Here is a 23,209-nt window from a genome sequence, read left to right as displayed (position 1 = left end):
GGTCTTCTAGGCGCTCAGCGCCGGCGTGCCGGGTCCGCGGCCGAGCAGCAGCGCCCCCAGCCACAGCACGGCCATCCCCACCGCGACCAGCGCCGAGTCGCGGCCGACGCCGAGCATCGCCACGGCCAGCACCACGACCCCGGCCGCGACGACCACGGCGCTGAGCGAGGTGACCCGGTGCAGCACCGCCATGATCCCGGCCAGCACCAGCAGGGCCACGAAGAACAGCTGGGCCCCCACCGAGTACACGACCAGCTCCACCCCGGGATACCCCTGCACCTGGTCGAACACCGCCCGCATCGCCGCCCCGTCCGCCGAGGTGAACCCGGCCACCAGGTCGATGACGAGCTGCGCCACGTTGGCCAGGACGCTGAACAGCGCCACCCCCGTCGCCGCCCACACGGCCGCCTTCTGCCCGCCGGTCGTGGGCGCCGCCATCCGCCGCAGCTCCAGCACCATGACGCCGAACAGCAGGAACCCGAGCAACCACACGGCATGCGCGGCTGTCCACCACGGACCGGGCACGAGATCGCCGTCGATGGGACGCATGAGGAGCCAGCCACCGAGGAAGGCGGCGGGTCCGGCGGTGAAGGAGGCCCTGGCGACGCTGTTCGCGAGGCTGTTCGCAGGGGTGTCGGTGGAGATCATGCCACCACGATGCCGCGCCGCCCCGGCCCGCATCATCGGTGATCGCCCCTGACGTGTCCCTGGGAATCGCCGACACCATCTCAGGGCAGACCTGGTGTACTGGTCAGACCAGTTGCTAGGCTAGCCGACATGACGGCATACGACGCGTTGTTCCGCCTGGATGGGCGGCGCGCAGTGGTGATCGGGTCCGGAAGCGGGATCGGACGGGAGTCGGCGCTGGCGCTGGCCGCGCACGGCGCTGAGGTGGTCTGCGCGGACCTGGATCCCGCCGCCGCCGAGGAGACCGCGAAGCGGTGCGGCGGGGCGGCGTCGCGCGGGGTCGATGTCCTCGACGCGGACGCGGTGCGGGCCCTCGCCGCCGAAGCGCCCGCCGACGTGCTGGTGTTCACCGCCGCCACGAATGTGCGCAAGCGGCTGCTGGACTACTCCGGCGAGGAGTTCGAGCGGGTCGTACGCCTCAACCTGCGAGCCTCGTTCGACGTGGTCCGCGCGTTCGGCGCCGGGATGGTGGAGCGCGGGCGCGGGTCGATCATCGGGTTCGCGTCGATCCGGGCATCGGTGACCGAACCCGGCCAGGGCGTCTACTCCGCCACCAAGGCCGGGCTGGTGCAGTTGCTGCGCACCGCCGCCGCCGAGTTCGGCCCGTCCGGCGTGCGGGTCAACGCGGTCGCGCCGGGCGTGGTCGAGACGCCGCTGACCCGGCAGATCAAGGACGACCCCGCCTGGTACGGCGCGTACGCCGCCAAGAGCGCGCTCGGCCGCTGGGCTCAGGCGGAGGAGATGGCGGGCGCCGTGGTCTACCTGGCGAGCGACGCGGCGAGCTTCGTCACCGGCTCCGTCCTGTACGTGGACGGCGGCTGGACCGCCGTGGACGGACGCTTCGACCCACCCAACTGAGCGTCCAGCGCGCTGGACCGACATCACCAGACCAGGACCGGCGTCACCAGGCCAGGACCGGCGTCGCCGGGTCAGGACCTGTGGCACCAGGAGTCAGGACCAACATCGCCAGGGCACGACCGGCGTCGCCAAGTCAGGACCGTCCGCCGCCAGGTCAGGGCTGGCAGAGTCGGCCGCGCAAGGTCTCGCCGACCCAGCTCTCCCAGCGTTCGCGTGACCAGCCGCGCTCCCGGACGAACAGCAGGTACAGCTCCGGGCTGAGCAGCCCGTACAGCACGTCAGCGGCCTCCTCCACCGGCAGGTCCGCCCGTGCGCCCGGCTTGCCGGCCAGCGCCTTGGCCGCCCTTTGCTGGACGACGTAACGCGGGTCGACGTCGTGCGGCCACAGGGCGGCGACCTCGGGGTCGCTCGCGGCCGCCGCCTCCAGCACCTTGCCGATCGGCGCGATCCGCTCCAGGACCGCGGTCGCGCCCGCGACGTAGGCGCGCAGCATGTCCTGGGCCGTGTCGGCGGCCAACGCCGCGACGTACCACGGCCGGTCCATCGTCGCCACCGGCTCGTCGTCACCGGCGATCGTCACGTCGACCAGTTCCTTCAGCAGGGCGCGCTTGTTGCCGAAGACGAAGTAGATCGTCTGCACCGCGACCCCGGCCCTGTCGGCGACGTCCTGCAGATTCGTCGCGCCGTATCCGTCCTGCGTGAACAGCTCCAATGCCGCCGTACGGATGCGCCGGCGCGTCTCCTTCGCCTTCTCCGCCCGTTTGTTCGGCCGCTTGACATCGCTCATGGATAGAGTCTATCTCTAGATCCAGTCACTAGAAGTCAACTCTAGAGAAATGGTCCAGCCATGTCAGTCATCAGCGTCACCCGTTTCCAGGCCGATCCCGCCGAGGCCGAACAGGTCCGGGCCCGGCACGCGACCCTGGTCTCCGCGGTCAGGGACAAGCTGCCCGGCCTCACCGAGGCGCGCCTCGGCCGGCTCGACGACGAGACGTGGGTCGGCGTCTGGCGCTGGGACTCGGCCGCCAGCCTGCAAGCGGCCCGCCAGACACTGCCGGGCACCGCCGCGGCCACTGCGGCATTCGGGGTGGCCCGCGAGGTCACCGCGGAGGACATCGAGATCCTCGACGAACTCTGACCCCTGTCCCGACCCCGGAACCTGAGACCGGACTTGAGACCGGGATCCCAGATAGGGACCCGAGCCCGGGGTCGGGGTCGAGGGTCGGGGTCGAGGGTCGGGGTCGGGTCGGAGCCCGAGCCCCCGACGCGCCCACCAGGCGACCGAACCGGTCTGTCCAACCCCGCGACGCCCGACGACCCCATATCCCCTCAGGGGCGAATGATCGCCATCCGGGTCACCGTGAGCTCCTCGATGGCGAACCGGGGCCCCTCCCTGCCGGCGCCCGAGTCCTTGACGCCGCCGTACGGCATGTTGTCCGCCCGGAACCCCGGCACCTCGTTGACCACCACCCCACCCGCCTCGATCCGGTCGATCGCGGCGAAGGCCGTGGCCAGCGAGCGGGTGAACACGGCGGCGTGCAGGCCGTACCTGGAGGCGTTGACGGCGGTGAACGCGGCGTCCAGGCCGGGCACCGAGCGTACGCACACCACTGGGCCGAAGATCTCCTCGTCCCAGGCGGCGGCCCCGTCGGGCACGTCGGCGAGCACGGTGGGCGCGATGGCCCGCCCGTCGAGCCCGCCGCCGGTGACGAGCGTCGCGCCCGAGCCGCGGACCCAGCCGAGCACCCGCTCGGTCGCGGCCGGGTCGATCAGCGGCGCCACCCGGGTCCGCGGGTCGCGGGGGTCGCCCACGACCACGTCCTTCATCCGCCCGGCCAGCAGCGACAGGAACTCCTCCCGCGCCGGCTCCTCCACCAGCACCCGTTGCACCGAGATGCACGCCTGCCCGGAGGCGTAGTAGCCGCCCCGCACCACCGCCGCGGCGGCGGCCTCCAGGTCGGCGTCGGCCGCCACCACGAGGGCGGCGTTCGAGCCGAGCTCCAGCAGTACCTTGGTGGGCGCCGCGCTCTTCGCGATGGCGTGCCCGGCCGCCGCCGAGCCGGTGAACGACACGGCCCCGATCCGCCGGTCCTCGACCAGCGTCCGGCCCACCTCGACGTCGCCGGTGACGAGCTGTACCCCGGCAGGGGGCAGCGCGCCCGACTCGCGAAGAAGATGGACGAGCCAGAGCGTCGCCAAAGGCGTCGCGGGCGCGGGCTTGACGATCACCGGGCAACCCGCCGCCACCGCCGGGGCGATCTTGTGCGCGGCCAGCAGCAGCGGGTAGTTGAAGCCGGTGATCCCGACCACCACCCCGATCGGCCGCCGCGTCCAGAACCCGATCAGCCCCTCCCCCGACGGCAGCAGGTCCAGCGGCACGGTCTCGCCGTGGAGCCGGCCCACCTCCTCGGCGGCGGTGAGGAGGGTGACAAGCGTCCGCGCCACCTCGACCTGGCAGTCGACCAGCGGTTTCCCGGTCTCGAGTACGAGCAGGCGCTCGAACTCCGTACGCCGTGCGGCCAGGGCGTCATGGGCGGCCATGAGCGCGGCGCGGCGGGCGTGCGAGGGGAGCGCGGCCATGGCGGGGGCGACCGCCAGCGCGGCCTCGACGGCCTGCCGGGCCAGCGCGGCGGTGCCGACGGGGGCGGCCGTCACCACCGAGCCGTCGTACGGGAAGACCACCTCGGCGGTGTCCTCGACCTCGGCCCACCCGTCACCCACGGGCAGCCCGCCGGGCCAGTCCCTGGACCAGTTCCCCGGCCAGTCCTGAAATGTCACGCTACTTCCCCCAAGCGCTTGGAAACACGTCTCGATAGGCGGGCGCGCCGTCACGGCCGGTGGCGGCGAGCATGGCGTGCGCCACGGCCCGGCTGAAGACATCGGCCCCGGCGGCGAGCACGTCATGCAGCCCAGCGGCACCGGGCGCATTCCGCCCGGCACCCACAGGCGCCGGCCCGGCCGCACCCTCAAAGCCCTCGGTGCTCCCGGCAGCGCCTCCAAGGCCCACGGTGCCGGGTTCCGGGCTGTCCAGCGCCGTAGGCCCGAGGAAGGGGAAGGGGAGGGCACAGGTGGAGAGGCCGAAGATGGTGTCGCCGTCGACCATGGTGTGGGCGGGCCTGATCGCCCGGGCCAGCCCGTCGTGCGCCACGCCGGCCAGTTTGCCGCACTGCGCCTTGGTGAGCGTCAGATCGGTGGCCACCACGCCGATCGTCGTGTTGAACGACGTCACCGTGGCGCCCGGCCAGGCCGCCACCTCGTCCTCACCGGGCTCGCGGAGATGATCGAACTCGCCGGGCAGCCCGTAGCGGGTGCCGGACAGCCGTCCGCCGGTGGGGTCCAGCACGGACCCGACGGCGTTGACGACCGCCATCGCGGCCACGGTGACCCCGGAGGGCAGGACGACGCTGGCCGTACCGATTCCGCCGGCCAGCCCGCCCGCCACCGCGCCGGTGCCCGCCCCGACCGACCCGCACGTCCATGGGTCCGGGCCGTGGGAGTGGGCGGCGGCGTCGTACGCCTCGGCGCCCAGCGAGCCGTCCGGTACGGCTCGGAACGCACCGCCACGGCCCAGGTCGTAGATGACGGCGGCGGGCACGATCGGCACCACGCCGCCCTCCACCGGGAAGCCGATCCCCGCGTCCGCCAGCCGGTCCATGACCCCGCATGCGGCGCTGAGCCCGTACGCGCTGCCGCCCGTCAGGACGATGGCGTGCACCCGCTCCACCAGGTTGCGCGGGTCGAGGAGCTCGGTCTCCCGGGTGCCCGGCGCGGCTCCCCGCACGTCCACCCCGGCCACCATGCCGCCGGGCGGCGCGAGCACGACGGTGGTCCCCGTGCGGTAGCCGTCGCCCACCCGCTGCGCGTGCCCGACCCGCAGCCCGGCGACGTCGACCAGCGAGTTCGTCGCCCCGGCCGTCACACGGACCGGGTCTGACCCGGCCGTCATGACGCGGACCGGGTCAGGAAGCGCCGGGCCGCCTCGGCGAACACGCGGGTGCACCGCACGATCTCCGCCACCTCGACGTACTCGTCCGCCTGGTGCGCGATCCACTTGCCGCCCGGCCCGTACACGACCGACGGGATCCCGCCCCAATGCGTCAGCACGGTGCCGTCCGTGGACCCGGGCACTCCGCCGTACACGGGCGCGGCGCCCGTCACGTGCTGGTGCGCGACGGCCAAAGCGACCACCACGGGGTCGGAGACGGGCACGTCCACCGGCGGCCGGTCCACCAGGATGGACACCTCCGCCGCGATCCCCTCGAAGGCCGCCAGCGCGGCCACCCGCTCGGCCACCGGCTTGTGCTCCACGCCGGGGATCGTCCGCACGTCGATGAAGACCGACGCGGTCGCGGGAATGACGTTCACCTGCTCCTCGGTCCCGGCCCGCACCACGGTCGGCGTCACGTACACCTCCCCGAGGTGCTCGTGCGCGGGGTGCAGCCCCTGCAGCTCCGCCTCCAGCGCCCGCAGCGCCACCAGCAGCGCCCCGACCGCCTGGACGGGGTTGCGGCCGTGCTGCGGCATCGCGCCGTGCGCCATCTTGCCGGTGAAGTCGACCCGCAGCCGCAGCGCGCCCTTGGCGACCGCGCAGATCTCCCCGGCCTCGGGCTCGGCCACGATGGCCCCGTCCACGTCGGCGGCAAGGCCGGAGGCGACGAAGTGGTGGGCGCCGAGCATCAGGCCCTCCTCGTCGGCCAGCGCGCACACCTTGATCCGCCCGGGGAACGGCCCGGCCAGCTGCAGGGCACGAGTGGCGTAGAGAGTGGCGGCCAGGCCCGACTTCATGTCCGCGCTGCCGCGCCCCCACAGCCGCCCGTCGCGGATCTCCCCGCCGAACGGGTCCACGGTCCACGTCGACAGGTCGCCCTCGGTGACCACGTCGGTGTGTCCCTCGAACATCAGCGTCGGCCCGTCACCCCCGCCGCCCTCGACCACGGCCACGACGTTGGGCCGGCCGGGCGCGGCCTCGTCCACGACCGGCTCCCACCCCCACTCGCGCATCTTGGCGGCGACCAGCTCGGCGGCGGGCCGCTCGTCGCGGCCGCGCGCCGGGTCGTTGGTGCTCGGGATGCGGACCAGCGCCTGGGTGAACTCGACGACCCCGACCTCATCCACCTCGATCACAGCAATCCCTCCAATGTCGGTACGGCCCGGGGCAGCGTCCGCGTGTAGAGGTTCTGGCCCCCACGGGGATCCAGGTGCCGATTCGCCTCACGCCTTACGGCCTCCTGGCTAGTGCACTGGTCGGACCAGTAGGCTACGCAGATTGCCAGTCCGCGACGGCTCGGGTCAAGGGGACGAGCGGCCCGCTCTGCGTGCGCTACTGGTGCAGCCAGGTGTTATGTTGCGGTCGTGGCGCGCGAGGATCCCGATGGACTGACGGAGGCGTTCCTTCGCGAGCCCCGTCGTTACACCAGCCACCAGGTCGCCGACATGGCCGGCGTCCCGGTCTACCGCGCCCGCAGGTTCTGGCGCGCGCTGGGTTTCGCGAACGTCGCCGACGACGCCGTCGAGTTCACCGACTCCGACGTGGCGGCTCTGCGGACGCTGCTCGGCATGGTGAGCGACGGGGTCTACGACGAGGAGCATGTACTCCTCATGGCCAGATCCCTGGGCCGGGCGACGGCGCGGCTGGCCGAGTCGCAGGCCGAGCTGGGCGCCGACGCGCTCGACCAGGCGGGCGTGCCGCTGAGCGAGCGGCCGCGGGCGTGGCGCAGGCGGGCGGATCGGGTGATGCCCGACCTGGCCCGGCTGCTGGTCTACGCGTGGCGGCGCAACCTGGCCGCCTCCGCCCACCGGCTGGCCGAACAGGAGACGAGCGCGGCCCGGCTGACGGTGGGGTTCGCCGACCTGGTCGGGTTCACCAGGCTGAGCAGGCAGATCACCGAGACGGAGCTGGCCGGGCTGGTCGACAGGTTCGAGGGCCGCTCGGCCGACGTGGTGACCTCGGGCGGCGGGCGCATCGTCAAGACACTGGGCGACTCGGTGCTGTTCGTGTCCGGGAAGGCGCACGAGGCGGCGGAGATCGGCCTGCGCCTGATCGAGACCCACGCCAAGGACAAGGGCATGCCGCAGCTGCGTGTGGGGCTGGCCGTGGGGCCGGTGCTCGGCCGGATGGGCGACGTGTTCGGCACTCCGGTCAACCTGGCCAGCAGGCTGACCGCGCTGGCCTATCCGGACACGATCCTGGCGGGCCCGGAGATGGCCGAGGAGCTGGAGGGCGACCGGGCCTTCGAGCTGCGCCCGGTCAGACGCCTGTCCGTACGAGGGCTGGGCGAGCTGGTCCCCTTCACGCTCAGCCGCCAGACGGACGGGGCAACCTAGGTCCGCGCTCGATGCGTCCCTACCGTCGACAGGCGACGACAGGAGGCGGTACGTGGCGGACCGGGGGATATATCAGGACTTCGTGGTCACTCGATCGGATCGGCTGTTACGCACGGCGTACCTGCTGACCCACGACTGGGCGACCGCGGAAGACCTGCTCCAGGAGTCGCTGGCCAAGGCATGGTTCGCCTGGGCCCGTGTGGAGGAGCCAGAGGCGTACGTGCGCAAGGTCCTGGTGACCACCTACACCTCGTGGTGGCGCAGGAGATGGCGACGTGAGCTGCCGAGCGACGACCTGCCGGACACCCCGGCCAGCGATCCGGTCTCCGACGACCGCGACGCGCTGTGGCGGGCCGTCGGCCGGCTTCCCGCCAGGCAACGGGCGGTGGTGGTGCTGCGCTTCTACGAGGACCTGCCGGTGACGGAGGTGGCCCGGCTGCTGGGCTGCGAGCCCGGCACGGTCAAGAGCCAGAGCGCCAAGGCGCTGGCCAAGCTGCGCGTGGACGAAACCATTGTGAAGGAGCTGCACCGATGACCGTTCATGACCTGCGGGACGTCCTGCGCGAGCACGGTGACGGCCCCTCCCCCGCCAACCCGGCCCGGCACGAAGAGATAGCGGCCCGCATCCGGCGGATCCGCCTGCGCAGGCGGATGCTGGGCGGCGGCGGGGTGGTCGCGGTGGCGGCGGCCGTCGCGCTGGGCGTCTCCCTCCTCCCCGGGTCCCTCGCCGAGCCGACGGAGCCGCGGCACGAACCCGCCGCCGAGGCCACCGCCATCCCCACGGGGCTGGCGGGCTTGCTGCCGGAGCAGTTCATCGCCTCAGACGGGACGAAGTACCGGCGGATCGCCATCACGTCGATCAAGAGGACTGGGCCGACCAAGGTCTCGGTGACGATCCCGGTCTCCGGCAAGCCGCTCGACGTCGGAGCGGTCTGCGCGGGGCCGGACAGCAGCGCGCCGAGGATATCCGCCGGCAACAGGTCCATGACGGCCCACTTCAGCGGGTGCTCAAGGCGCATGCGGCTGCAGCCGCTCCAAGTGCCGGCCGCCACGCGTGGCAAGCTCACGATCACCTTCGACACGACGACCAGCGGCAAGGTTTGCCTCATCCGGAACGGCAAGTGCGTGCCGCGGGAATTCACCCGCGGCGCCTGGTCACTGGCCGTCTACGAGTGGACGCCGCCCGCGCGACCGGCTGAGCCGACGACGCTCGCGGCCATGCCGGACCACGCGGGAAAGGCACGGCTCGCGGAGACGAAGGCCGGTGTCTGGCCTCAGGAGGGCTCCGCCACGTTCAAGGTGCGGGGCAAGGTCGGCTTCGACACCTCGTGCACCGGCGATCTGGCCGATCGCCTGTGGTTCAGCTTCGTGGTGAACGGCCGCCCGCAGGGGGGCAGCGGCGCCTGCGGCGTATGGGAGGGCGGCGCCTTCCCCTCGGCGGTGAGCGAGTTCAGCTTTCCCACGAACAAGACGACCACCGTCAAGGTCACCTGGAAGCTGCTGGGCAGCGACACCAACCGCCCGGTCCGCTGGGCTGTCGGCCTCTACCAGAAGTAGCCCGGAAGCAGCCACGCCCCGGCGCTGTTGCCGACATATGTGATGAAGCTTTCGATCCTCGATCGCTCCCTCGTCCGCGAGGGGCACGACCCGGCGACGGCGCTGCGCGACACCGTCAGGTTCGCCCGGCAGGCGGAGGAGCTCGGCTACCACCGGTTCTGGGTGTCGGAGCACCACAGCGTGCCGGGGGTGGCCGGCTCGGCGCCGACCGTGCTGGCCGCCGCCGTCGCCGCGGCCACCGACCGGATCCGGGTGGGCACGGGTGGCGTGATGCTGCCCAACCACCGGCCGCTGGTGGTGGCCGAGCAGTTCGGGGTGCTGGAGGCGCTGAACCCGGGCCGCGTCGACATGGGGCTCGGCCGCTCGGTGGGCTTCACCGGCGGCATTCGCCGGGCGCTCGGCCATGGCAAGGAGGACGCCGACGAGTTCGGCGGGCAGCTGGAAGAGCTGCTCGGCTATTTCACCGGGGACCAGCGGGGGCATCCCGGTGTGCACGCGCTGCCCGCCGAAGGGCTGCGGCCGCAGGTGTTCGTGCTGGCCATGGGCTCGGGGGCGGACATCGCCGCCGAGCACGGGCTGCCGATGGTGATCGGGGGCGGCGGGGCCCGGCTGCGGGAGGCGATCTCGCGCTACCGCGCCGGGTTCCGCCCCTCGGCCTGGGCGGCGGCGCCGTACGTCATCGTGGCGGCGAACGTCGCGGTCGGTGAGACGGCCCGCGAGGCGGAGCTGCTACAGGTGCCGGAGGCGTGGGCGACCGCGCGCTCGCGGACGAGCGGCGCCTTCCCTCCGCTGTCCCCCGCCGAGCGGGTGCTGGCGACGGCGATGACCGAGCGGGAGCGGGCGCTGTTCGAGGAGTCCCGCAAGGGGCAGATCCACGGCACCGCGCACGAGGTCGAGATCGAACTCGGCGCGCTGGTGGAGCTCACCGGCGCGGACGAGGTCCTGGTGACCATGAACAGCTTTGACCTGGAGCGGAGGCTCGATTCCTACCGGCGGCTGGCTCGGATAGCCGAGCGAGCACGAATTCAATAAAGCTTTTTGGCAATTGACTTACTTGCGCGCCCATCCCTTGGTCAGATAGTCACATTTTGTCACCCTCGCTGACCACTCCAAGGGGGCTTCATGGGGCGCACCCGATTCATCGGAATCGCGGCCTTAATCATGGCATTACCGTTTTTGTCCGCCATACCGGCGCAGGCCGATCCGAAGGCTCCGCCGGCCAGCGACATCCGAGAGCTCTCCCGCAAGGATTTCAAGCTCGACGGCAAGCCCGTGGACGTGCCCGCCAAGTACGAGGCCAAGGCGCGGGCCAAGACGAAGGCCGCCGCCGACACCCCGCCGGTCGGCACGGTCCGGCAATGGCTCGGACTGGACGACTTCAACGGCACGCTCTACCGCAAGGACTACACGCTGCGCGGGGTCGGCAACAACATCGAGGTCTGGGTCGCCAACGACCTGTCCTTCCCCGCCGGTGACTGCCGGGCGCAGATCGCCAACTCCACGCAGGTCACCGACGCGCAGGTGGCGGACCTGGTCACCCAGTTCGACACCAACATGTACCCGAAGGAGACCGCCACCTTCAGCACGCCGCCGGACCGCGACGGCACCAACGCCGTCCTCGGCCCCGACGCCAACGGCAACGGCGGCGTCTACACGGGCGGCGGCAACAAGACCGTCACCCTGGTCGACAACGTCAGGGACGACAACTACTACAGCTTCCCCGCCGCTCCGACGTACATCGCGGGCTTCTTCTCCAGCCAGTTCAACGAGCTGCTGGACCGCAACGTCATGACGATCGACGCCTTCGACTGGGCGCACCGCACCGGCGCGAACCCGCCCGACGAGCCGACCGCCGACCTGTGCACCTCGCGCCCGGCCCGGCCGCGCCAGTACGAGGGCACGTTCGCGCACGAGTGGCAGCACCTGGCGCACTACTACACCGACCCGCTCGAGACCACCTGGATGAACGAGGGCCTGTCGGACTTCGCGATGTCGCTGGTCGGTTACTCCAACCCCAAGGCGACCGTCAACGAACGCGGCACCGACAGCCACATCTACTGCTTCCAGGGCTTCGGCATCGTCCAGACGCCGTACAACACCAACCCGCGCGACTGCGGCGGCCCGGAGAACTCGCTCAACATCTGGGGTGAGGGCGCCAACGCCAACGGCGTGCTGGCCGACTACGGCAACGCGTACTCGTTAATGGTGTTCCTGTACGACAGATACGGCACGGCGTTCATGTCGGGGCTGCACCGTGACGGCACGCTGCAGGGCCTGGCGAGCCTGAAGGCGAACCTGGCGGCTGCGGGCGCCAAGAACATGTACCAGGTGATCCACGACTTCCAGACCTCCACCCTGGTGGACCGGATCGTCGGCGGCACCAAGGGCGTCATGCTCGGCGTGCCCAAGAAGCGCGTGACGACCGCCAGCCTGAACTCGACCGTCAACCTGGCGAACCCGGCCACCTACAAGACCGCCGGCGCCGCCCCCAACGGCGCCGACTACGTGCCGCTGCAGAAGGCGGACGGCAAGTTCCTGCGCGGGGTGGACCTGCGCTCGCTGTCGTTCGAGGGCGCCAAGGCCCTGCCCGCCCAGCCGCTGACCTGGACCGTCGTCTCCGACGACCCGGACCGCGCGGGCAACCCGGTGCTGTTCTCCGGCAACGCCAGCAACACCAACGCCGCCGCCGTCACCAAGGTGACCGTCCCGGCCGCCGACCCGACGCTGCGCTTCCTCGCCAAGTACGGGGCGGAGCAGGGATTCGACTACGGTTACGTGATCGTCTCCACCGACGGCGGCAAGACCTACACCTCGATCCCCGGTGACAAGACGGTCACGGGCCCGCTCGGCCCCGGCGTCAACGGCACCACGACCGGCTTCGAGCCGCACACCTACAGCCTGTCGGCCTACGCCGGCAAGGAGATCCTCCTCGGCTTCCGCTACGTCAGCGACGGCGGGGTCAACGAGGGCGGCTGGAAGATCGACGACATCACGGTCGGCGCCACGGCGGTCAGCGACGGCTCGTCGCTCGACCCGTTCGACTCGCCGACCGAGGTCTTCCCGACTCCGGTCGAGAACTGGAACGTCCGGCTGATCGGCCTCGACGAGAAGCACTCGGTGGCGCTGCAGCTGGAGTCCAACGGAAAGAACAGCGTCAGCCTCAACCGGCTGCAGCTGGCCACGATGCTGCCGTTCCCGACGGTGGTCGCGGTCGTGGCCTACGACGACTCGACGGAGCAGGTCGGCCAGTACGCGCCGTACACGCTCAAGGTCAACGGCGTCGTCCAGCCCGGCGGAAAGTGACCGCGTGATCTGAGAGCGCCCGCCGCGTCTCGCGGCGGGCGCTTTCGCGTTTCCCCTGCGGGTTAGGATCGCCGAACATGGTTCGGTCCTTGGTCCGGTGGAGATGAGGATGTGCTCATGACGACTCGACAGCATGCCATCGGTGACCTGCTGCGGCGCTCGGCCGCGCGGTTCCCCGCCAAGACCGCGATCGTGTACGGCCAGGAGCGGTGGACCTACGCCGAGCTGGACCGGGCGGTGAACCGCATGGCCAACGCGCTGGCCGCCCGGGGTGTGGGCACGGGCGACAGGTTCGCCCTGTTCAGCCATAACAACGACGTCTTCGTGGTGGCGTACTTCGCGCTGGCCCGGCTGGGCGCGATCTCCGTACCGATCAACTTCATGCTGGGCACCGATGAGGTCTCCTACATCCTGCGGCACGCGGGGGCGACGGGCCTGCTGGTGGAGGAGTCGCTGCTGCCCGTGGCCGAGCGGGCCGTCTCCGACGGGGTCGCGGTGCGTGGGGTGATCGGGCACGCAGAAGGGTGGGAACCGGTCACGGACTGGCTGGCGCACGGCGACGACACCGAGCCGCGGGTGGAGATCGCCGACGACGACCCGATCCAGCTCATGTACACCAGCGGCACCGAATCCAGGCCCAAGGGCGCCACTCTGTCCAGCCGCGGCCTGATCGCCCAGTACACCTCGTGCGTGATCGACGGCGAGATGAGCCCCGCCGACGTGGAGGTGCACGCGCTGCCGCTCTACCACTGCGCGCAACTGCACTGCTTCCTCACGCCCGGCCTCTATCTCGGCGCCACCAACGTGATCCTGCCCGGCGCCGATCCGGCGGCGATCCTGGCGGCGATCGAGGCGGAGGGCGCCACCAAGCTGTTCTGCCCGCCGACCGTCTGGATCGGCCTGCTGCGCCACCCCGACTTCGACCGCCGCGACCTGTCGTCGCTGCGCAAGGGCTACTACGGCGCGTCGATCATGCCGGTCGAGGTGCTGAAGGAGATCGCCGCGCGGCTGCCGGGGGTGCGGCTGTTCAACTTCTACGGCCAGACCGAGATGGCGCCCGTGGCCACCATCCTGGGCCCGGACGAACAGCTGACCAGGCTCGGCTCGGCGGGCCGGCCCGCCCTGAACGTCGAGACCAGGATCGTCGACGACAACGACGAGCCGGTGCCGCCCGGTGTGGTCGGCGAGATCGTGCACCGCGGCCCGCACGCCATGCTCGGCTACTGGAACGACCCGGACAAGACCGCCGAGGCGTTCCGCGGCGGCTGGTTCCACAGCGGCGACCTGGGCGTACTGGACGCCGACGGCTATCTGTCGGTCGTGGACCGCAAGAAGGACATGATCAAGTCCGGCGGCGAGAACGTGGCCAGCCGGGAGGTCGAGGAGGCGATCTACCAGCACCCGGCCGTCGCGGAGGCGGCGGTGTTCGGGGTGCCCGACGCTCGGTGGATCGAGGCGGTGACGGCCGCCGTCGTGCTGCGCGAGGGCGTCGGCCTGACCGCCGACGAGCTGATCTCCTTCCTGCGGGTACGGCTGGCCGCCTTCAAGACGCCGAAGACGGTGGTGTTCGTGGAGTCGCTGCCCAAGAACGCCAGCGGCAAGGTGCTGAAGAGGGAGCTTCGCGGGCTGTGGTGACAGTGCCCGGCTTGACTATTCGCCGAGCCGGTCGGCGGCGATCTGGCGGATGACCACGCGCTGGATCTTGCCGGTGGCGGTCTTGGGGAGCTCTTCCAGCACCAGCACCTCGCGCGGCCGTTTGAAGGAGGCCAGCCCGTCGCGGCAGAAGGCGATGAGCTCCGCCGCGTCCACCGTCTTCCCAGCGGCGGGCACCACGCAGGCGACCGGCTTCTCCAGCCCGTTCGCGTCGGTGAAGGCGACGACCGCGGCCTCGCCGACCGACTCGTGCTGCAGCAGCCGGGACTCGACCTCCATCGGCGACACCCAGATGCCACTCGCCTTGATCATGTCGTTGGAGCGGCCGAGGCACTGGTAGACGCCGTCGGCGTCGCGTACGTAGGTGTCGCCGGTGCGTAACCACTCCCCCTGGAACACCTGGCGGGTGGTGTCGGTCCGGCACCAGTAGCCGGTGGCGATGGAGTCGCCGCGTACGTACAGGTGGCCCGGCTGTCCGTCGGCCACCGGACTGCCGGAGTCGTCGAGCAGCTTGCATTCGTAGCCGGGGACGACGGTGCCCGAAGTGCCTGGCCTGACCTGGCCCGGACGGTTGGAGATGAAGATGTGCAGGGCCTCGGTCGAGCCGATGCCGTCGATGATGTCGACGCCGAACCTCTCGGTGAAACGCCGGTAGATCTCCGCCGGCAACGCCTCTCCCGCCGAGGCCGCCAGTCGTACCGAGGAGAAGGTGTCGTCGGGCGCGTCGGAGGCGAGCAGGCCCGCGTAGAACGTCGGCCCGGCGAAGAACAGCGTCGGCCGCTCGGCCACCACCCGCGCCACCACCCCCGGCGGCGTGGGTCTGAAGGGGTCGAGCACTGTCGTCGCGCCCACCGACAGCGGGAAGAACAGCGAGTTGCCGATGCCGTAGGCGAAGAACAGCCGGGCGACCGAGAAGCACCGGTCCTCCGGCGTGATGCCCAGGACCTGCCGGCCGTAGGTCTCGCAGACGTCCCTGATGGCGCCGTGCCGGTGCATGGCCGCCTTCGGCGCGCCGGTCGTGCCCGAAGTGTAGAGCCACAGCGCGGGGGAATCCGTCCAGGTCTGGTACGGCTCGCCCACCGTACGGCCGGCGTCCACCACGTCCGCCAGCGAGCACACCGGGACGCCGACGTCCGCGTCGGACGCCGGGACGACGTCGGCCGCCCGCTGGCCCACGTTGCCGGTCAGGACGAGCAGGGCGACCTCGGGCGCGTTGGCCAGCGCCACCCTGACCGCCGGCTCGTACTCGGGCGTCGCCACCACCACGCGGGCCCGCGAGTCGCGGATCAGGGCGCCGAGCTCCACGCCGTTGTACATGGTGGACAGCGGCACCGCGACGCCGCCCATGCGCATGACGGCCAGGATGGTGACGAGCGTCTCGGGCCGGTCGGACATGACGAGCGCCACGCGTTCCTCGGGCCGGACACCGACCACCCGCAGCCCGGAGGAGAGCTCACCGACACGGGCCGCGAGCTGGGCGTATGTGAGTGTGCCGGCCGAGCCGGCGACCGCGGTGTGCGCACCGCGACCGGCTTCGACCTGACGATCCACGAGATAGAGACTGGCGTTGAACGACTCCGATGACATGGTCGTCCTTACAGGGAGGGAGACACGCCGTACGAGAATCTTCTATACAGAATTGATGCATCGTCAACTACTTGTAGCATTGAATCAGACTCCCACCCCGAAAGGAGCATAAATGGCCAGGCTGCCCCGCCACCATCAGTCGAGCGCGAGGTCGATGCTGCTGACGGTGCTGGGCGAGCACGTGCTGCCTTCCGATGAGCCGGCGTGGACGTCGGCGCTGCTGCACGTGATGGGCGGGCTCGGGGTGGAGGAGAAGTCGGCCAGGCAGGCGCTGGCGCGGATGGCCGCCGACGGGTGGATCGTGTCGGCGCGGTCCGGGCGGCGGGTGCGGTGGTCGCTGACGCGGCGCGGCCGCGAACTGCTGACGGAGGGGGCCGAGCGAATCTACGCGTTCGGCCGCGACCGCGAGCCGTGGGACGGCCGCTGGGTGGTGCTGATCGCGAGCGTGCCGGAGTCCAGGCGCGAGCTACGCCACCGGCTGCGTACCGGTCTGACGTGGGCGGGCTTCGGCAGTCCCGTGCCCGGGGTGTGGGTCAGCCCGCACACCACCCGCGAGGCCGAGGCCAAGCAGGTGGTCGAGGGGCTGGGGCTGGACGCGGCGGTGTTCTCCTTCAACGGGCCCTACGCGGGGATCGGCTCCGAGCGGACGCTGGTGGAGCAGGCCTGGCATCTGGGGGAACTGGCGGCGCACTATCAGGAGTTCATCCAGGAGTTCGCCGGCATGCGGCCCGAGCCGGGCGATCCGGTGCTGCTGGCGCAGGTCCGGCTCGTACACGAGTGGCGGCGTTTCCCGATGCTCGACCCGCGCCTGCCCCTGGAGCTGTCGCCGCCGAACTGGATCGGGGTGCGCGCGGCCAACGTCTTCAATGACCTGCACGGCACCTGGCTGGCGGGCGCGCGGCGGCAGTGGGACGAGCTGCGGAACATGTGACACTTCCCTTGCGGGGCATCACGCCAGTGTCGACTCTTGGCAGACCAGCGACGCTCTCAACGCTCTGGAGTCCATCCGTACAGCGCGAACGGCTCCTTCTCCAGCACCCTGGCGATGGCCGCGGCCGGGTAGCCGATGGTGTCGTCGGGCAGCTGGCCGAGCGGCCGCCAGGCGAGCGCGGCGCACTTGTGCGGCTCGGCGTTGTAGGGCTCGCCGGTCCACTTCCTGGCGACGAAGAACAAACCGACGCGATCGGGGGCGCGGTGCATGACGTGGGCGAACTCCAGGTCCTCCGGCCGGATGGTGACGCCGACCTCCTCGCGGGCCTCCCTGACGGCCGCGCCGACCACCGACTCACCGGGCTCCAGGTGCCCCGAGGGCAAGTGCCATCGGCCGTCGCCGTAGCCGGTGCCGGCCCGTTTGCCGAGGAGCACCGTGCCGTCACGGACGAGCATCACGTGCACGTCGACGATGGCCCGGAACCGCTCGGGACGCGGCTCCCCGACGGCCTCACCGGCAGCGTCCGGACGCGGGCTCCCAACGGTTTTCGCATCCGCCTCACCGGCGGCCGCCACGGTTTTCGCATCCGCCTCCTCAACGGCCTTCGGGACCGTCTCGCCGGGGCCTGACGGTGGCTTGCCGGTGTCCTCGGGGCGGCGGTCGAGGGCCTGGGCCCATTTGACGGCGACCGCGGCCACCTGGATCAGCTCGGTGCGCAGCGCCTCGGGCTCCGATTCGGCGAACGCCTCCAGAACCTCCTCGCGCAGGATGTGCCGCCAGGTCAGCTCCCCGCGCCGGGCCGCCTCCTCCGTCTCCAGCCGCGCCCGGTCGGCCTCGGCCACCGCGCCCTCGGCCCCAGTGCCGTCGGGTACGGTCTGCATGCCCCACTTGGCGTCCTGCGCCGCCCGCTCGGCCGCCACGTCGCCGAGCACCCTGGCCAGCGACCCCGGCACACCCGCGTCGCCATCGTGCGCCGCCCCGTCGTCATCCCTCGTCATGGACGACGAGTCTGCCCGATCCCTCTGACAGAACCCACCGACGACACCACGGGGCGGCGGTCACACCGGGCGGTCGTCCTCCTCCTCTGCCGACAGGTCCACCCCCGGCAGGAGCCGCCGCCAGCTCGCCCCGGAATCCTGCTCCAGTACGGCCAGCAGATCGCAGAACGCCTTGAACGTCGCCCGGGGCATCCGGTAGTACCACTCCCCCACCCGCCCGAAGCAGTGGTGCATGAAGGCCACCAGCGCGTCGTCGTCCACGAGGTACCGACCGTCCTCGCCGGAGGCGTAGACGAACCGGATCTTGGCCAGCGCCACGTACAGCTCCTCCGCCGTCAGCGCCGCCAGCCGGAGCACCGGCCCACCGTTGTTCACCGGCCCGGCGTGATCCATCAGCCCGGGCTCGGCGAAGGCGCGCGCGCCCAGCCGCCGGCGCAGCGGCACATGACTGAAAAGCCCGCTGTGCCCGTCCATGAGGAACTCGGGAGTGCCGCCGAACACGAACCCCAGATGCGGCACTCCCCCGATGACGATGCTCAGGATCTGCTCGTAGTTGGCGTCGCGAGCCTGCGGAGAGGCGAGCCTGAACAGGTTGACCAGCTCGTCCAGGAAGACGAACACCCCGGCGTACCCGGCCAGCCGGACGAACCGGCTCATCAGCGCGAGATGATCGAGCACGGTCGAGTCGCCGATGATCGACCGCACGCCGAGCGCCGATCTGGCCTCCGCCGCGGTCGGGTACTCCGCGCGCAGCCAGCGCAGCGCGGCCGACTTGAGATGCTCGTCGCCCGTGTCGTGGCCGCGCCAGTACGCCCCGACGACCTCGGCGAAGTCGTGGCCGCCCGGACGCGCCTCCAGATGGGCCAGGCGTTCCCTGATCGCCTCGCCGGGGTCGGTGCCCGCCTGGCGGGCCTCGTCGAGCACGGTGGACAGGAAGCGTTCGACGACGGCGGCCAGCGCGCCGCCGGTGGGCCTGGCGCGGGTGGCCATGCTGCGGGCCAGCTCGGTGTAGAGGGCGCGGGCCTGGCCCTCCTCCGAGTGCAGCCGATGGTCGGCGGTGATGTCGGCGTGCAGGGTGACCAACCGCTTGTCCAACGCCACGGAGCGCGCCAGGTGCAGCAGGAACGTCTTGCCCGCCCCGTGCTCGCCGATGACGAGCCGGACGGCCGAGCCGCCCACCACGACCCGTTCGATGTCGCCGGTCAGAACCGCCAGCTCGGCGGTACGACCGGCCTGGATGTGGCGCTGCCCGATCAGCGGGACCACCCCTGCCCGCAGCGCCTTGAGGAGGGCGTCGCGTTCGCGGGCCCGAACGGTCACTTCAGCATCTCCCCCAGCAGTAGCCGGTCGATCAGGATCGGGTCGTCGCCGTCGAGCAGCGGATCGCCCGCGCTCTCGTAGGCGGCCTCGTTGACACGGTCCATCGCGCCCTCCGGCAGCAGTTTCCAGGCGTCCGCGAGCATCTCGAACTGACCCCGGGTGAGTTGCGGCTGATCGACGGCGGCCAGGGCGCGGACCAGGCCGGAGTGGCGGCTGTCCAGTCCCGCCACCGGGGGCACCGGAGGAGGCGGGGCGGCTGTGAGGAGCGGCTCATCACCGGCGAGCAGTGAATCGAGCAGCGTCCCCACCCTGGCCGTCTCGACCAGCCGGGCGACGGCGCGCCCGTTGGACACCGTCGGGGCGCTGAGGACGGGCACACCGAAGACGGGCGCTCCCGGAACGACCTGCCGTACAGGCATGTGGAACCCGGACGGGTAAGGCATGTCGGGGCCGGACAGATAGGGCATGTCGCCGCGTGGCGGAGGCACCTGCTGGGCGGGCGCGTGCGGGAAGTACGCCAGCTGGATCGGCGCATGCCGCACCGCGACGTACGGGGAGCCCCCCGCACGCCCGGCGGGCTCGGGATCCCGATCCAGTCCCAGCAGCCAGTGGATCCTGGTGAGCAGTTCGGCCTCGGCCGGCGTGAGGTGCCCGTTGGCGCCGGTCACGTCCCTCAGGAACTCCGCCACATAGCCACGCTCGGACCGGTCGATCTCCTGGACGCGAGCGGCCAGACCAGCCAGCGGCACATCCGCCGCGAGCACCCACTCCATATGCGCACGCAACCGGACCCGCTCACCGGGCGTGAGACTCAGCGCCCGCTCGAGATGCTCGCTCAGCCGACGATACGCGGCCTGACGTGCCTGGTCCCTCGCATGATCCGGCGGATTCAGCGCGTCCTCGCCCGGGGCTCTCGCGACGGCGGCCAGGTGCAGCAGTACGGTGGCCGCCCGGTACACCTCGGACGCCGCCGCCGTCGGGCCGTCCGGCGCCGCGAACAAGGCCATCACCCCCGCGCCCGGCACCGGACCCCCCAGACGCGGGTCCGGCTCGATCCCCACCCCGGCCCGCCCGAGGATCTGGGCCAGCGCGATGACGTCCTTCCTGGCGGGCTCGGGCGTGGACAGCAGGGCGACGAACTCCTCGGCGGGCACGAGCGCGGTCTCCCGCCCCGCGAGCCGGCCCAGCGCCCACCGCACCGCCCGCCCGGCACCGCCGGAGCCCAGGTCGAGCAATTCCGCGGGCAGCAGCGCCTGGGCCCGTACGCTCTGCTTCGCGCCGGGCAGCCGGCCCAGGAAGCGGCTGTACGCCTCCAGCTCGGAGCAGCACTCCTCGGCCAGCGCGAACAGCTGCCGGGTGGGCGCGGCGAGCGTCAGCACATCGGGTACGCCGGGCAGCACCGGCGGGGCCCCGGCGAACCCGGAGCTCGCGGGCCGATACTCGAAGGCCAGCTCCTTGGATCCGGGCCGGACGACAAGCCCTTCGCCGTGACGTGCCGCGTACCGCCGCTGGAACAGCGCCCCGAACTCCGCCGGGCACCGCGTCGCCGGCGCGCCCGGCCGGTAGGCCGGGTGGCCGCGCAGCCAGGCCAGCGCCCAGTCGGCGGGCACCGGTTCGCCCCGCGCGGCCAGCTCCCCCAGCCGGGCCCGCATCGCGAACGCCGCGCCGGTCACCTCGGGCTCGCACAGAGCGGCCAGCAGCTCCGCGAACGGCCCCGCGTGCCGCTGGAAGGCGTCGTGCCGGGAATAGACGCCGAGCAGGCGGCGCACCTCCTCGTGGATGACCGGCAACTCCTCCTGCGCCGTGGAGCGGTCCAGGTGCAGGTCGTGTAGCACGCGACGTTCGAGGCCGTAGAAATAGAGGAAAACGTAGCCGAGGGGTGTCCGCGAATAGCATCGCCCGTCGGCGAGCCAGCTCAGATAGGCGGCCCGCGAGGGCGGTGGGAGGGCGGCGTAGCTGGGCCAGCGGTCGAGCCCCTGACCGTCCCAGTCCGGCTGCGTCATGTCCACCGGCAGTTCAGGGTCGATCAGCGACGGCTCCACCGACATTCCGGACGCGGACGGCAGCTCGGAGCCCACGTAGAGCAGGCCGCCGATGATGTTCAGGCCGGCGAGATGGATGGCGCTGCCGGCGGGCAGCCACGGCCCCTCCGGCGACGCGGGTGAGGCGGCTTTGGCCTGGCCGGATGACGCATGGCGGCCACGCGCGCGGTACACCACCGGCCCTCCTCCACCTCACCACGAAATAGACAGGGATTGCACCCTAACGCCCCCGCCATTGCCCGACATATCGCTCCAGGCCCTCGTTACAATCTTGAATCCCGGCCCCGCCGGTCATTTAGCGGACCGGCCGAAAAACCTTTTCTAACCGCCCTGATGACCAGGGTCCGCGGCCATTGGTAATGGAGCTTCCACGACCAGGCGCTTCCCCCGCCGAAACGGCTTACACGCCCGCAGCCGGAGGGGCCGCCGACGGTCCCGACGCCCGCCGAGCGCCGCACCGAATCGCCGCTGACGCTCCCGGCACGCGCCGAGGGGCGGCGCCGGATCCTGCCGACCGGCCGCCTTTTATAGTGGCCGGGTGACCGACGACCAGCACGGGCTGGCGATGAGCGGCGCGGGCGGTGCCGCCGCCCGCCACTACGACCGGGCGATCGACGAGCTGCTGCACTTTCGCGCGGAGGTCGACGTCGAGGCCGCCGCCGCCCTGGCCGAGGCGCCCGACTTCCCGATGGGCCAGGTCCTGACCGCCTACCTCGGGCTGCTGACCACGGAGGTGGAGGACGCGCGCACCGCCAGGCAGCGCTTCGCCGCCTGGCGCGGCCGTAGCGACGCCGCCGCGCTCCTGCCCCGCGAACGCGCGCACGTCGAGGCCGTCCAGGCGCTGCTCGACGGCGACTTCCTGACCTGCGGCAGGCTCCTCGGCGCGATCACCGAGCAGTACCCCCGTGACGCCCTGGCGCTGGCGGCGGGGCACCAGGTCGACTTCTTCACCGGCGACGCCCGCTCGCTGCGCGACAGGATCGGCGGCGCGCTCAACGCCTGGCACGAGGACGACCGGCACTACGGCCACGTGCTCGGGATGTACGCGTTCGGGCTGGAGGAGGCCGGGCACTACGACCGGTCGGAGGATGTGGGGCTGCGGGCGGTCGAGCTGAACGCGCGCGACGTCTGGGGCATCCACGCGGTCGTGCACACCTACGAGATGCAGGGCCGGTTCGGCGACGGCATCCGCTACCTCGACGCCCGGCTCGGCGACTGGTCGACCGGCACGTTCTTCAACGTGCACACCTGGTGGCACTACGCCCTCTACGCGCTGGAGGCCGGCGACACCGGCCGGGCACTGGCCATCTACGACGCGGCGCTGGCCGACGGTCAGGGCTCGATGGAACTGCTCGACGCCGCCGCGCTGTTGTGGCGGCTGCTTCTGGAGGGCTCCGGCCAGCACGAACGCTGGCGGGCGCTGGCCGACGCGTGGCCCGCCAAGGTGGCCGAGCCGTTCTACGCCTTCAACGACATGCACGCCGTCATGTCGTACGTGGGCGCGGGCCGGGTCGCGCAGGCCGAGAGACTCATCGCGAGCCGGGAGACCTACCTGTCCGAACCCCACCCGAACATCACCAACCACGCCATGACCGCCCGCGTCGGCCTGCCGGTCTGCCGGTCGCTGGTCGCCTTCGGCCGGGGCGACTACGACGCGGTCGTGGACCTGCTCTATCCGATCAGGCATCGGGTCAACGAGTTCGGCGGCAGCCACGCGCAGCGGGACGCCGTACAGAAGACGCTCCTGGAGGCGGCGCTGCGCGGCGGGCGCCGGGATCTGGCGCGGGTGCTGGTCAGCGAGCGGATCAGCGTGCGGCCGTGCAGCCCGTTCAACTGGCTCAAGCAGGGCGCCCTCGCCGAGGCGCTCGGCGACCGCGCGGCGGCCGCGACGGCCCGCCTCCGAGCCGGCGAACTGACCCGCCGCACCTGACCCCTCGGGACGGCCCGCC

19 protein-coding genes are annotated in these 23,209 nt (G+C 71.8%); 10 read left to right on the top strand and 9 right to left on the bottom strand.

The annotated features are described in order from the left end of the window. Nucleotides 1-6: 6 nt before the first annotated feature. Nucleotides 7-648 (bottom strand): hypothetical protein, encoded by a 642-nt coding sequence (locus AB0B64_RS33575; protein ID WP_357957265.1) that lies wholly within the window; start codon nt 646-648, stop codon nt 7-9. Nucleotides 649-777: 129 nt separating this feature from the next. Here AB0B64_RS33575 and AB0B64_RS33570 point away from each other — a divergent pair, with 129 nt between their 5' ends. Next, nucleotides 778-1,545: an SDR family NAD(P)-dependent oxidoreductase gene (locus AB0B64_RS33570; RefSeq protein ID WP_357957267.1), complete on the top strand. Its 768-nt coding sequence runs from the start codon at nt 778-780 to the stop codon at nt 1,543-1,545. A 154-nt stretch (nt 1,546-1,699) separates the two neighbouring features. Here AB0B64_RS33570 and AB0B64_RS33565 read toward each other — a convergent pair whose 3' ends face one another. Continuing rightward, a complete protein-coding gene (locus tag AB0B64_RS33565) occupies nt 1,700-2,332 on the bottom strand; it encodes a helix-turn-helix domain-containing protein (RefSeq protein WP_357957269.1) in 633 nt (210 codons plus the stop codon). Nucleotides 2,333-2,392: 60 nt separating this feature from the next. Here AB0B64_RS33565 and AB0B64_RS33560 point away from each other — a divergent pair, with 60 nt between their 5' ends. Continuing rightward, nucleotides 2,393-2,683 carry an antibiotic biosynthesis monooxygenase gene (locus tag AB0B64_RS33560; RefSeq protein WP_357957271.1) on the top strand — a complete coding sequence of 97 codons (291 nt, stop codon included), beginning with the start codon at nt 2,393-2,395 and terminating at the stop codon, nt 2,681-2,683. A 191-nt stretch (nt 2,684-2,874) separates the two neighbouring features. Here AB0B64_RS33560 and AB0B64_RS33555 read toward each other — a convergent pair whose 3' ends face one another. From AB0B64_RS33555 to AB0B64_RS33545, 3 genes are read right to left on the bottom strand one after another with little or no spacing between them, the layout of a single operon-like run. Then, on the bottom strand, nt 2,875-4,323 hold the full coding sequence (locus AB0B64_RS33555) for an aldehyde dehydrogenase family protein (RefSeq protein WP_358182241.1): 1,449 nt from the start codon (nt 4,321-4,323) through the stop codon (nt 2,875-2,877). A gap of 1 nt (nt 4,324) precedes the next feature. After that, entirely contained in the window at nt 4,325-5,491 is a 1,167-nt protein-coding gene (locus tag AB0B64_RS33550) for a P1 family peptidase (protein ID WP_357957275.1), read from the bottom strand. Beyond that, a complete protein-coding gene (locus AB0B64_RS33545) occupies nt 5,488-6,669 on the bottom strand; it encodes a M20 family metallopeptidase (RefSeq protein ID WP_357957277.1) in 1,182 nt (393 codons plus the stop codon). The genes AB0B64_RS33550 and AB0B64_RS33545 overlap by 4 nt, the downstream gene beginning before the upstream one ends. 228 nt (nt 6,670-6,897) lie before the next feature. On the opposite strand from AB0B64_RS33545, the gene AB0B64_RS33540 reads away from it, so the two are divergent. The 6 genes from AB0B64_RS33540 (at nt 6,898) to AB0B64_RS33515 (ending at nt 14,364) form a co-directional block, all read left to right on the top strand. Further along, complete coding sequence (locus AB0B64_RS33540; RefSeq protein ID WP_357957278.1) at nt 6,898-7,869, top strand: adenylate/guanylate cyclase domain-containing protein; 972 nt, start codon at nt 6,898-6,900, stop codon at nt 7,867-7,869. Between the two features lie 52 nt (nt 7,870-7,921). Continuing rightward, nucleotides 7,922-8,404, top strand: coding sequence for a SigE family RNA polymerase sigma factor (locus tag AB0B64_RS33535; protein ID WP_358182238.1), 483 nt, complete (start codon nt 7,922-7,924; stop codon nt 8,402-8,404). Further along, complete coding sequence (locus tag AB0B64_RS33530) at nt 8,401-9,426, top strand: hypothetical protein (RefSeq protein WP_358182235.1); 1,026 nt, start codon at nt 8,401-8,403, stop codon at nt 9,424-9,426. The genes AB0B64_RS33535 and AB0B64_RS33530 overlap by 4 nt, the downstream gene beginning before the upstream one ends. A 42-nt stretch (nt 9,427-9,468) precedes the next feature. Next, entirely contained in the window at nt 9,469-10,458 is a 990-nt protein-coding gene (locus AB0B64_RS33525) for an LLM class flavin-dependent oxidoreductase (protein WP_358182232.1), read from the top strand. Nucleotides 10,459-10,602: 144 nt separating this feature from the next. Next, nucleotides 10,603-12,729 carry a choice-of-anchor J domain-containing protein gene (locus AB0B64_RS33520; protein ID WP_357957286.1) on the top strand — a complete coding sequence of 709 codons (2,127 nt, stop codon included), beginning with the start codon at nt 10,603-10,605 and terminating at the stop codon, nt 12,727-12,729. Nucleotides 12,730-12,846: 117 nt separating this feature from the next. After that, nucleotides 12,847-14,364 carry an acyl-CoA synthetase gene (locus AB0B64_RS33515; RefSeq protein WP_358182229.1) on the top strand — a complete coding sequence of 506 codons (1,518 nt, stop codon included), beginning with the start codon at nt 12,847-12,849 and terminating at the stop codon, nt 14,362-14,364. Nucleotides 14,365-14,379: 15 nt separating this feature from the next. Here the strand turns inward: AB0B64_RS33515 and AB0B64_RS33510 are convergent, their stop codons facing one another. After that, entirely contained in the window at nt 14,380-15,969 is a 1,590-nt protein-coding gene (locus AB0B64_RS33510) for a benzoate-CoA ligase family protein (protein ID WP_357957290.1), read from the bottom strand. A gap of 112 nt (nt 15,970-16,081) precedes the next feature. Between AB0B64_RS33510 and AB0B64_RS33505 the strand changes: the two genes are divergently transcribed. After that, a complete protein-coding gene (locus tag AB0B64_RS33505) occupies nt 16,082-16,900 on the top strand; it encodes a PaaX family transcriptional regulator C-terminal domain-containing protein (protein ID WP_357957292.1) in 819 nt (272 codons plus the stop codon). 56 nt (nt 16,901-16,956) lie between these two features. Here AB0B64_RS33505 and AB0B64_RS33500 read toward each other — a convergent pair whose 3' ends face one another. Genes AB0B64_RS33500 through AB0B64_RS33490 form a run of 3 tightly spaced genes read right to left on the bottom strand, consistent with a single transcriptional unit; the run spans nt 16,957 to nt 21,437 of the window. Then, nucleotides 16,957-17,898 carry an NUDIX domain-containing protein gene (locus AB0B64_RS33500; RefSeq protein WP_358182226.1) on the bottom strand — a complete coding sequence of 314 codons (942 nt, stop codon included), beginning with the start codon at nt 17,896-17,898 and terminating at the stop codon, nt 16,957-16,959. 60 nt (nt 17,899-17,958) lie between these two features. Continuing rightward, nucleotides 17,959-19,218 (bottom strand): ATP-binding protein, encoded by a 1,260-nt coding sequence (locus tag AB0B64_RS33495; RefSeq protein ID WP_358182223.1) that lies wholly within the window; start codon nt 19,216-19,218, stop codon nt 17,959-17,961. Next, entirely contained in the window at nt 19,215-21,437 is a 2,223-nt protein-coding gene (locus AB0B64_RS33490) for a TerB N-terminal domain-containing protein (RefSeq protein WP_358182220.1), read from the bottom strand. Before AB0B64_RS33490 ends, AB0B64_RS33495 begins: the two co-directional genes overlap by 4 nt. A 361-nt stretch (nt 21,438-21,798) precedes the next feature. Between AB0B64_RS33490 and AB0B64_RS33485 the strand changes: the two genes are divergently transcribed. Beyond that, nucleotides 21,799-23,190 (top strand): tetratricopeptide repeat protein, encoded by a 1,392-nt coding sequence (locus AB0B64_RS33485; RefSeq protein WP_358182217.1) that lies wholly within the window; start codon nt 21,799-21,801, stop codon nt 23,188-23,190. Nucleotides 23,191-23,209 lie beyond the last annotated feature (19 nt).

The sequence above is a fragment of the Nonomuraea sp. NPDC049129 genome (assembly GCF_040648495.1).
Classification (GTDB): Bacteria; Actinomycetota; Actinomycetes; order Streptosporangiales; family Streptosporangiaceae; genus Nonomuraea.
Note: the sequence above shows the minus strand (reverse complement) of the source record. Positions and strands in the feature narration are given on the sequence as shown.